Below are 9,043 nucleotides of genomic sequence, written 5' to 3'. Positions count from 1 at the left end.
CGGGGCCGGTGCGCTGCAGGGCGGGGCGCGCGGCGGCGTGCCGGGGCTGTCCGGCGGGGGGCGCGGCCCCCGGACGGGGCCGCGCGCTGATTCTGGGGCTCAGGCGCCTTCGCCCCGGATCAGGCTTTCGGCCAGCGCCTGCCAGGCCTCGCCGCTGGCGATCAGGCAGGTCACGCCCGAGGGCAGGGTGCCGGTGATCGTCCAGCTGCCGGTTTCGGGATTGGCGAAGATCTCGACCACCGCGTTGTTGGCGGCCAGCCCCAGGGCCTGGCGCGACTCGCCGTAGCGGTCGGCCAGAAGCGCGACCAGCGCCTCGCGCGGGGCGCATTGGCGGGCATTTTCGGCCTGGGCCTGAGCCTGGGCCTGAAGCGGGAGGGGCAGGGCGAGCAGAAGCGCGGCAAGCGCGAGGGGGCGGGTCATGGGCAAGGCTCCGTTCGGGGTGGCTGTCAGCGCCGAGCCTGAAGGGGAATGCGCAACAAAGCCTGAGGGCAGCGCGCGCTGCTCTGCATCGCAGCGCAAGATTTTTCTGCGATGCGGCATGAAAGGGGTTGCGGATTATGTCCCGCCTATGGTGATTGGCGCAACAAAATGACCCAAGGGGAGAATCAATGGACCCGCGTGCCCGCCCGTTCCGTTCCGTTCTCTATATTCCGGCCTCGAAGGCGCGGGCGCTGGACAAGGCCCGGACGCTGCCCGCCGATGCGATCATCTTCGATCTGGAGGATGCCGTCGCCCCCGAGGAAAAGCGCGCCGCGCGCGACCTGCTGGCCGCGGCGCTGCGCGAGGGCGGCTTCGGGCCGCGCTTCCTGATCGTGCGGGTGAACGGGCTGGATACCGAATGGGGCGCCGATGACGTGACCGCGATGCGCGGGACCGGCGCGCAGGCGATGCTGCTGCCCAAGGTCGAGACCACGGCGCAACTGGATGCGCTGGGCGATGCGATCCACGGGGTGGAACTCTGGGCGATGATGGAAACGCCGCGCGGCGTGCTGAACGCGGATGCGCTGGCCGCCCATCCTCGGGTCGGCGGCTTCGTGATGGGCACCAATGACCTGATCAAGGAATTGCGCTGCCGCCCGCGCGCCGACCGCCTGCCGCTGGTCACCAGCCTCAGCCAATGCCTGCTGGCGGCGCGTGCGCATGGGATCGTCGCCATCGACGGGGTCTACAACGCCTTTCAGGACGAGGAGGGTCTGCGCGCGGAATGCGCGCAGGGCCGCGACCTGGGCTTTGACGGCAAGAGCCTGATCCACCCCGGACAGATCGCCGCGGCCAATGCGGTCTTTGCGCCGACCATGGCCGAGATCGAACTGTCGCGCCGCCATATCGCCGCCTTCGACGAGGCGCGGCGCAACGGGCTGGGGATCGCCGTTGTGGATGGCCGCATCGTCGAGAATCTGCATATCGTCACGGCACGACAAACGCTCGCCAAGGCGGCGGCGATCGCGCAACTGGAGGCTGTGACATGACCCTTATCATCCTCGGCGTTCTGCTCTGGAGCTTTGCCCATCTGTTCAAGCGGCTGTTCCCCGGCCCGCGTGCGGCGCTGGACCAGCGTTTCGGCGCGGCGTCCAAGGCGTTCTTTGCGGTGCCGCTGGTCCTGTCGGTGGTGCTGATGGTGATCGGCTATCGCGGCAACACCGCGCCCGAGATCTACCAGACGCCCGGGTTCATGGTGCATGCCAACAACACGCTGATGCTGCTGGCGGTGGTGTTCTTTGGCCTCGGCAATTCCAAGAGCCGGGCGCGGCAGTTGTTCCGCCACCCGATGCTTTATGGCTTTGCCACCTGGGCGGTGGCGCATCTGCTGGTGAATGGCGATCTGGCGTCCATCGTGCTGTTCGGCGGGTTGCTGGTCTGGGCGATTGTCGAAGTGCTGCTGATCAACGCAAGGGAGCCGGTCACGACCTGGCGTGGCGGCAGCCTGGCGGGGGACATCAAGCTGGGGGTGATTTCCGTGGTGCTCTACCTGGTGATCCTTGGCGTTCACATGTGGCTGGGCGTCTGGCCCCTGCCGGCGCCGGGCGCGGCCTGATGCGCGCCTATCGCCTGCTGACCGACGAGGATACCGCCGCCTTCTGCCACAAGGTCACCGAGGCGCTGGCCAAAGGGTGGGAACTTTACGGCTCGCCCGCCTATGCGCATGACCCGGCGAGCGGAAGGATGCGCTGTGCGCAGGCGGTGGTGAAGGATGTGCCGGGGCTTTACGCCCCGGATCTCAAGCTGGGAGAGTTGTGAGGTCATGGTGAAGACCAACCCGGGGCGTTTCTTCGAGGATTACCATGTCGGGCAGGTGATCGCGCATGCGGTGCCGCGCACCCTGTCGGGCGGCGAGCGGGCGCTTTACCACGCGCTTTATCCCGCGCGGCACGCGGTCTGTTCCTCGGATGCCTTCGCGCAATCCTGCGGGCTGCCCGGCGCGCCGATGGACGACCTGATCGCGTTCCATACCGTGTTCGGCAAGACCGTGCCGGATATCAGCCTGAACGCCATCGCCAATCTGGGCTATGCCGAGGGGCGCTGGCACCGGCCGGTCTGGCCCGGCGACACGCTGCGCTCCGAATCCGAGGTGATCGGGCTCAAGGAGAACTCGAACGGCAAATCGGGTGTCGTCTGGGTGCGCACGCGGGGGCTGAACCAGCGCGGCGAACTGGTCATGGACTATGTGCGCTGGGTGATGGTGCGCAAGCGCGATGCCACAGCCCCCGCGCCCGAAACGGTGGTGCCCGCGCTGGCCGACAGCGTGGCGCCGCGGGATCTGGTGCTGCCCGAGGGGCTGGATTTCACGCGCTACGATTTCACGCTGGCGGGCGAGCCGCATCGCTGGGGCGATTACGCGGTGGGCGAGGTGATCGACCATGTCGACCGCGTGACGGTCGAGGAGGCCGAGCACATGCTGGCCACGCGGCTGTGGCAGAACACCTCCAAGGTGCATTTCGACGCCACCCTGCGCGAGGATGGCCGGCGGCTGATCTATGGCGGCCATGTCATCAGCCTGGCGCGCACGCTGTCCTTCAACGGGCTGGCGAATGCACAGATGATCGTCGGGCTGAACGCGGGCGCGCATGCCAATCCCTGTTTCGCGGGCGATACGGTCGCGGCCTGGTCCGAGGTGCTGGACAAGGCCGAGACGGCCGCGCCCGGCGTCGGCGCGCTGCGGCTGCGGCTGGTGGCGGTCAAGCCGGGGGCGGTGCCGGGCGCGCTGCGCGGCGAGGACGGGAAATATCTGGGCGATGTGTTGCTGGACCTCGACTACTGGGCGTTGACCCCGATGTAAGGCGGTCCGCCGGGTTGTGATCACATGCCGCGTTGGCGTGATCACAAAACCCGGTTTTTTCGTCCGGCGGACGAAAAATCACGCCCGAAGCGCGGCGCAAGCCGTGACAAGGGCGCAGAAACCGTTATCAGATCGGGCGATAGCTGCGCCCAGACAAGAGGCACGCCATGGCTGACTTCAACCGCGGTAACAGGCCGCTTTCGCCGCATCTTCAGGTCTATCGCCCGCAGATCACCTCTGTCACCTCGATCCTGACCCGGGTCACGGGGAATGCGCTGATCGTGGCGGTGATCCTGATCGTGTGGTGGTTCCTGGCCGCCGCCAAGGGCCCCGAGGCCTTTGCCCGCGCCGATTGGGTGCTGACCTCGTGGTTCGGCGATCTGGTGCTGACCCTGTCGCTCTGGGCGCTGTGGTATCACACGCTGGCGGGCCTGCGGCATCTGCTGTGGGATACCGGCCGCGGGCTGGAGCTGAAGACGGCCGAGGCGCTGGGCTGGGCGGTGATCGGCGGCTCGGCGGTGCTGACGCTGCTGACCGTGCTGGTCGTCTGAGGGGGGAAGCCATGCGTTATCTGACCGACCGCAAGCGCGCGCTGGGCCTTGGCGCCGCCAAGAGCGGGACCGAACATCACTGGATCCTGATCGTGACCGGCGTGGCGCTGGCGGGGCTGATCCCGGCCTTCGTTCTGGTCTTCGGCCGCACGCTGGGCGGCAGCCATGAAGAGGTGGTCGCCACCTTCTCGCGCCCGTTTCCGGCGCTGGTGGCGCTGTTGACCTTGTGGGTGGGGATCTACCATTTCCGCAAGGGCGCGCAGACGGCCATCGAGGATTACACCCGCGGCATCCGCCGCACGATACTGCTGATCGCGATGATCTGCGTCAGCTACACGGCCATGGCGGCCGGTCTTTACGCGGTCATCCGCATCGCGCTGTAAGTTCTTCGAGGGACCAAGATGGCCGCTTACGAATACGAGACGCATGAATACGACGTTGTGGTGGTCGGCGCCGGTGGCGCGGGGCTGCGCGCGACGCTGGGCATGGCCGAACAGGGCCTGCGGACGGCCTGCATCACCAAGGTCTTTCCGACCCGCTCGCACACGGTGGCGGCCCAGGGCGGCATCGCGGCCAGCCTTGGCAACATGGGCCCGGACCATTGGCAGTGGCACATGTATGACACGGTCAAGGGGTCGGACTGGCTGGGCGATACGGACGCCATGGAATACCTCGCGCGCGAGGCGCCCAAGGCGGTCTACGAGTTGGAACATTACGGCGTGCCGTTTTCCCGCACCGAGAAGGGCCGCATCTACCAGCGCCCCTTCGGTGGCCACACCACCGAGTTCGGCGAAGGCCCGCCGGTGCAGCGCACCTGTGCGGCCGCCGACCGCACGGGGCATGCCATCCTGCACACGCTCTATGGCCAGAGCCTGAAACAGAAGGCGGAATTCTTCATCGAGTATTTCGCCATCGACCTGATCATGTCCGAGGACGGGCAATGCCAGGGCGTGGTGGCGTGGAAGCTCGACGACGGCACGATCCATGTCTTTGCCGCCAAGATGGTGGTGCTGGCGACGGGGGGCTATGGCCGGGCCTATTTCAGCGCGACCTCGGCCCATACCTGCACCGGCGATGGCGGCGGCATGGTGGCGCGCGCGGGGCTGCCGCTTCAGGACATGGAATTCGTGCAGTTCCACCCCACCGGCATCTATGGCGCGGGCTGTCTCATCACCGAGGGCGCGCGCGGCGAGGGCGGCTATCTGACGAACTCGGAAGGCGAGCGGTTCATGGAACGCTATGCGCCGACCTACAAGGATCTCGCCTCGCGCGACGTGGTCAGCCGCTGCATGACCATCGAGATCCGCGAGGGCCGGGGCGTCGGGCCGAACAAGGACCATATCCACCTGAACCTGTCCCACCTGCCGCCCGAGGTTCTGGCCGAACGCCTGCCCGGCATTTCCGAAAGCGCCAAGATCTTTGCCGGTGTCGACGTGACGCGCGAGCCGATCCCGGTTCTGCCGACCGTGCATTACAATATGGGCGGCATCCCCACGAACTATTGGGGCGAGGTGCTGAACCCGACCGCGGACAATCCCGACAACATCGCGCCCGGCCTGATGGCGGTGGGCGAGGCGGGCTGTGCCAGCGTGCACGGTGCGAACCGGCTGGGCTCCAACTCGCTGATCGACCTTGTGGTGTTCGGCCGCGCCGCCGCGATCCGGGCCAGGGACGTGGTCGATCCGAACACGGCGGTGCCCAGCCCGAACGGGGCCTCGATCGACGCGGCGCTCTCCCGCTTCGACGGGCTGCGCCATGCCAGGGGCAACCTGACAACCGCCGAATTGCGGCTGGAGATGCAGAAGACCATGCAGGCCGATGCCGCGGTCTTCCGCACCGACAGGACGCTGGCCGAGGGCTGCCAGAAGATGGCCGCCGTCGCGGGCAAGATGGACGACATCAAGGTCACCGACCGGTCGCTGATCTGGAACTCGGACCTGATGGAGACGCTGGAACTGACCAACCTGATGCCCAACGCGCTGGCCACCGTGGTCGCCGCCGAGGCGCGCAAGGAAAGCCGCGGCGCACATGCCCACGAGGACTACCCCGACCGCGACGACACCAACTGGCGCAAGCATTCGCTGGCCTGGGTCGACGGCCCCAGGGTGCGCCTGGCCTACCGCCCGGTCAAGCTGGAGCCGCTGACCACCCTCGACGAGGGCGGCATCGACCCGAAGAAGATCGCGCCCAAGGCGCGGGTCTATTGAGGAGACGGATATGGTTGAACTGACGCTCCCCAAGAACTCGGTGATCCGCAGCGGCAAGACCTGGCCGAAACCGGCGGGGGCCACCAATCTGCGCGAGTTCCGCATCTACCGCTGGGACCCCGACACCGGGGAAAACCCGCGGGTGGATACCTATTTCGTCGATCTCGACACCTGCGGGCCGATGGTCCTGGACGCGCTGATCAAGATCAAGAACGAGATCGACCCGACGCTGACCTTCCGCCGCTCCTGCCGCGAGGGGATCTGCGGCTCTTGTGCCATGAATATCGACGGGATCAACACGCTGGCCTGCACCTACGGCATGGACGAGATCAAGGGCGTGGTGAAGATCTACCCGCTGCCGCACATGCCGGTGGTCAAGGATCTGGTCCCGGACCTGACCCATTTCTACGCCCAGCACGCCTCGATCATGCCCTGGCTGGAGACCGAGACCAACGAGCCGGTCAAGGAATGGCGCCAGTCGCCCGCGGATCGCAGGAAGCTGGACGGGCTTTACGAGTGCATCATGTGCGCCAGCTGCTCGACGGCCTGCCCGTCCTACTGGTGGAACGGCGACAAGTATCTGGGACCGGCCGCGCTGCTGCATGCCTATCGCTGGATCATCGACTCGCGTGACGAGGCGACCGGCGAGCGGCTGGACCAGCTGGAGGATCCGTTCAAGCTCTATCGTTGCCACACGATCATGAACTGCACCAAGACCTGCCCCAAGGGCCTGAACCCGGCCAAGGCGATTGCCGAGATCAAGAAGATGATGGTCGAGCGCGCGATCTGAGGCGACGCGCCTCAGTCCAGCGCCGTCGCCGCCAGCGTCGCATAGTCGATCGACCAGCGCTGCGCGCGGCTGGGGCAGCAACGCGGATCGTCCGGGCCGGGCATCGAGGTGGTCAGTTCCATCCTCTCGGCATGGAAGACCGGCTCGCGCGGCTCGGTGCCGAAAAGCCCCGAGACCGGCCCGGCATAGCGGAACCCCTCCGCATCGCGGGCATAAAGCCCGGCATGGATCGTGAAGCCGCTGGCCGAGCCGGGGATATGGGCATAGAGCACCGCCAGCGCGCGGGTCGCCTCTGCCGGATCGGCATGGTTGGGCATCCAGTAGCTGCCGAGGCTCTCGCCGCCGGGGGCCAGGTCGCGGATCAGGGCGCTGTCCAGATCGCCCCAGTCCTGCGCGCAGGCGGGACCGGCCAATGCGATCAGGCAGCAGGCAAGCAGGGTCTTCATGGCCGCGCTCCTCCGGTGTTAGGAAAAGGGTGTCGGCGCGACCGCGCCCTGTCAAGCCTTGCCCCGGAGGACCGATGCCCGAAACGCCCCCCGACGCCGCCGCCCGCCGCGCCGCGCCCCCGGTGATCTGCTACCCGCCCGACACGCTGCCCGCGCCCGATCTGGCGCTTTACGCCCGCGCGCGCGACGGCGCAGCAAAGACCGCCGAATTGCTGGTGCCCCCGCGCGCGGCGCGCTGTTTCCGGGTGGCGGCAGGGCAGGTCCTGCGGATCTCCTGCCCCGAAGGGTCGCAGGTGGGCGATCTGAACCTGTGGGCGGCGGACGATCTGTCCGAACGGTTCTATTCGGGCAAGACCCGGGCGCTGCATGGCACGCATCTGGGCGTGGGCGACCGGCTGTGGTCCTGCCTGCCCTTCCTGCGGCCGATGGCGACGATCATCGCCGACAGCCTGGGCTGGTACGGGGTCGATGCCGATGGGGCGGGGGTGCATGACGTGATCGGCACGCGCTGCGATCCCTATACGGGCGCGCTGCTGACCGGCGGGCAGTATCACCACCATTGCCATTCCAACCTGGTCCGCGCGCTGGCCGCCGAAACCGGCCTGTCCCCGGATGCGGCCGAGCCGCATGTCCATGACGTGCTGAACCTGTTCATGTGCACGGGATTCACCCGCGACAGCCAACGCTATTTCACCAAGGCCAGCCCCGCGCGCGCGGGCGATCATGTCGAGTTCTTCGCCGAGATCGACCTTCTGGGCGCGCTCTCGGCCTGCCCCTGGGGCGATTGCGGCACGAACAGCCCCATGACGGCCACCTGCCACCCGCTTCTGGTCGAGATCCTCGCCCCCGCCCCCGGCACGCTGGAGGGCCGGCGCTCGCCCGCCCCCGCCCCCTATGACCGCAGTCACGGACTGTGACCCTGGGGGTTTCTTCTTGGCAAAAATACCCATGTCGCGCGGTCTCAACAGGCGCTGCGCTCAGGCGAAGGCGGCCTCCAGCGCAATCTCGACCATGTCCGCGAAACCCTGCTCGCGGGCCTCGGGCGGCAGGGCGGCGCCGGTCGGCAGATGGTCTGAAACGGTCAGCACCGCCAGCGCCCGTGCCCCATGCCGGGCGGCCAGGATATAAAGCTCGGCGGCCTCCATCTCGACCGCCAGAACCCCGTGGCGGGTCATCTGGTCGTTCAGGTCGGGGCGTTCATCGTAGAACACGTCCGACGAATAGATGCCGCCCACATGGGCCGCGATGCCGCGGGCGGTGGCGGCGGCATGCGCGGCGGAGAGCAGGCTGAAATCGGCGCAGGGGGCATAGTTCAACTCGCGAAAGATGCCGCGCGAGGGCGTCGACAGCGTCGAGGCCGTCATCGCCAGCACGATGTCGCGCAAGCCCACATGCGGCTGCATCGCCCCGGCCGAGCCGATGCGGATCAGCGTCTTCGCGCCGTAATCGCGGATCAGTTCGTTGGCATAGATCGACAGCGAGGGCATGCCCATGCCGCTGCCATGGATCGTCACGCGGTTGCCGCGCCAGAAACCGGTAAAGCCCAGCATGCCGCGCACGCGATTGATGCAGACCGGATCGCTCAGAAAGGTCTCGGCCGCCCATTGCGCGCGCATCGGATCGCCGGGCAGCAGCACGGTCTCGGCGATCTCGCCGGGTTTCGCGCCGATATGAATGGTCATGGGGCCTCCGTTCCGGTCGGCGCAGGCTAGCGCGGGCGCGGGCCTGCGGCAATCCGCAGGGTGCTGCGGGGCAGACAGGGAAAGGGCGGT

At 67.7% G+C, this 9,043-nt stretch carries 12 protein-coding genes; 9 read left to right on the top strand and 3 right to left on the bottom strand.

Translation table 11 applies throughout. The features are described from left to right. Window positions 1–99: 99 nt before the first annotated feature. Complete coding sequence (locus NHN26_RS10915) at window positions 100–420, bottom strand: hypothetical protein (RefSeq protein ID WP_253089510.1); 321 nt, start codon at window positions 418–420, stop codon at window positions 100–102. A gap of 188 nt (window positions 421–608) precedes the next feature. On the opposite strand from NHN26_RS10915, the gene NHN26_RS10910 reads away from it, so the two are divergent. The 8 genes from NHN26_RS10910 to NHN26_RS10875 all read left to right on the top strand — a co-directional run bounded on the left by NHN26_RS10910 (window position 609) and on the right by NHN26_RS10875 (window position 6,825). Then, a complete protein-coding gene (locus tag NHN26_RS10910) occupies window positions 609–1,469 on the top strand; it encodes an HpcH/HpaI aldolase/citrate lyase family protein (RefSeq protein WP_253089509.1) in 861 nt (286 codons plus the stop codon). Beyond that, complete coding sequence (locus tag NHN26_RS10905) at window positions 1,466–2,035, top strand: NnrU family protein (protein WP_253089508.1); 570 nt, start codon at window positions 1,466–1,468, stop codon at window positions 2,033–2,035. Before NHN26_RS10910 ends, NHN26_RS10905 begins: the two co-directional genes overlap by 4 nt. Beyond that, on the top strand, window positions 2,035–2,238 hold the full coding sequence (locus NHN26_RS10900; protein ID WP_253089507.1) for a DUF1737 domain-containing protein: 204 nt from the start codon (window positions 2,035–2,037) through the stop codon (window positions 2,236–2,238). The genes NHN26_RS10905 and NHN26_RS10900 overlap by 1 nt, the downstream gene beginning before the upstream one ends. A gap of 4 nt (window positions 2,239–2,242) precedes the next feature. Next, window positions 2,243–3,277: a MaoC family dehydratase gene (locus NHN26_RS10895; RefSeq protein ID WP_253089506.1), complete on the top strand. Its 1,035-nt coding sequence runs from the start codon at window positions 2,243–2,245 to the stop codon at window positions 3,275–3,277. A 167-nt stretch (window positions 3,278–3,444) separates the two neighbouring features. After that, the gene (gene sdhC, locus NHN26_RS10890; protein ID WP_253089505.1) at window positions 3,445–3,828 is read left to right on the top strand and encodes a succinate dehydrogenase, cytochrome b556 subunit; all 384 of its coding nucleotides are present in this window, start codon (window positions 3,445–3,447) and stop codon (window positions 3,826–3,828) included. An 11-nt stretch (window positions 3,829–3,839) separates the two neighbouring features. After that, window positions 3,840–4,211: a succinate dehydrogenase, hydrophobic membrane anchor protein gene (gene sdhD / locus NHN26_RS10885; protein ID WP_253089504.1), complete on the top strand. Its 372-nt coding sequence runs from the start codon at window positions 3,840–3,842 to the stop codon at window positions 4,209–4,211. A gap of 18 nt (window positions 4,212–4,229) precedes the next feature. Continuing rightward, the gene (sdhA, locus tag NHN26_RS10880) at window positions 4,230–6,035 is read left to right on the top strand and encodes a succinate dehydrogenase flavoprotein subunit (protein WP_253089503.1); all 1,806 of its coding nucleotides are present in this window, start codon (window positions 4,230–4,232) and stop codon (window positions 6,033–6,035) included. Between the two features lie 10 nt (window positions 6,036–6,045). Further along, complete coding sequence (locus NHN26_RS10875) at window positions 6,046–6,825, top strand: succinate dehydrogenase iron-sulfur subunit (RefSeq protein WP_253089502.1); 780 nt, start codon at window positions 6,046–6,048, stop codon at window positions 6,823–6,825. 11 nt (window positions 6,826–6,836) lie between these two features. On the opposite strand, the gene NHN26_RS10870 is transcribed toward NHN26_RS10875, so the two are convergent. After that, on the bottom strand, window positions 6,837–7,271 hold the full coding sequence (locus NHN26_RS10870) for a hypothetical protein (protein ID WP_253089501.1): 435 nt from the start codon (window positions 7,269–7,271) through the stop codon (window positions 6,837–6,839). 74 nt (window positions 7,272–7,345) lie between these two features. Here NHN26_RS10870 and NHN26_RS10865 point away from each other — a divergent pair, with 74 nt between their 5' ends. After that, window positions 7,346–8,188, top strand: coding sequence for an urea carboxylase-associated family protein (locus NHN26_RS10865; protein WP_253089500.1), 843 nt, complete (start codon window positions 7,346–7,348; stop codon window positions 8,186–8,188). A 60-nt stretch (window positions 8,189–8,248) separates the two neighbouring features. Here the strand turns inward: NHN26_RS10865 and deoD are convergent, their stop codons facing one another. Then, window positions 8,249–8,953, bottom strand: a complete 705-nt coding sequence (deoD, locus tag NHN26_RS10860; protein ID WP_253089499.1) for a purine-nucleoside phosphorylase — start codon at window positions 8,951–8,953, stop codon at window positions 8,249–8,251. Window positions 8,954–9,043: the final 90 nt, after the last annotated feature.

It is taken from the genome of Rhodovulum tesquicola, assembly GCF_024128855.1.
In the GTDB taxonomy this organism is placed as follows: Bacteria; Pseudomonadota; Alphaproteobacteria; order Rhodobacterales; family Rhodobacteraceae; genus Rhodovulum; species Rhodovulum tesquicola.
Note: the sequence above shows the minus strand (reverse complement) of the source record. Positions and strands in the feature narration are given on the sequence as shown.